Here is an 882-nt window from a genome sequence, read left to right as displayed (position 1 = left end):
CTCGTCAACCGAGCGCGTACGCGTGCGCCTCGCCATGGCGGGATGTGCTGCCTGGCGGTCGTCTGTTGCCCCCCAGCCTGCATACCAGGGAACACCAAAACAGGTCACCTGTCTGCCCGCGAGCAGTGCCTCGAATCCCATGGTGGAACTGACCACATAGACATGGTCCATGTGTTCTATCAGGCTCAACGGATTGACGGCATCGCGCAGCAACACCGTTTGTTGATCCTCCTCCACCCCGGTCAGATAACCGCCCTTGCGGCCAGACGCCACTTCGGGATGGGTTTTCACATACACGGTGGCGTCTGGATGTTCTGCTTTTGCAGCGGCCAGCATGGCCCGGAAAGTTTGCGCATCTGCGCCACCCAACGCCACGCTCATATCGCCTTCCGTCTGGTCGATCACCAGCACCCGCGCCTTCTCCCCGGCGCGCAACACGCCTGGCGCGAGCATTGGGGCATGATTGTATTTACTCAGCGAGCAATGCAGTAACTGCATCCGGGCAGAACGAAGGACCGATGCATCAAGCAACAGCACATCATCTTTGCTATTGAGCAGGCGCTCCAGCGCGCTCGCGCGCGTGCAGTCGTAATAAATACCTTCATCGTCCAGCACGATGGAGATAGGCGGGAAATGGTCCCCCGTGCCGAACGATCGCAGAAAACCATCTTCCAGCGCCACGTATGGCAAGCCGTACCTTCGCGCATAAGCACGGCTCTTGCGCGTACTTGGCCGCTGCCCCCAGCCAGCTATGGCCTCAACCCGAGGTCGGTGCCACACGCGCAGCGCCACCACTGCTGCGCCGAGCAATGCTGTCAAAAAGGGAATATTCAAAATCCCCCGGGAAAAAACGCCAAATTTTTTACTCACGAAATATTATAT

1 protein-coding gene is annotated in these 882 nt (G+C 58.5%); it reads right to left on the bottom strand.

All coding sequences use genetic code 11. The features are described 5' to 3' along the window. The coding region (locus D3H34_RS33095) for a capsular polysaccharide export protein, LipB/KpsS family (protein ID WP_491047163.1) at nt 1-870 on the bottom strand (870 nt) is incomplete at its 3' end. Nucleotides 871-882 lie beyond the last annotated feature (12 nt).

The sequence above is a fragment of the Acidovorax cavernicola genome (genome assembly GCF_003581445.1).
Note: the sequence above shows the minus strand (reverse complement) of the source record. Positions and strands in the feature narration are given on the sequence as shown.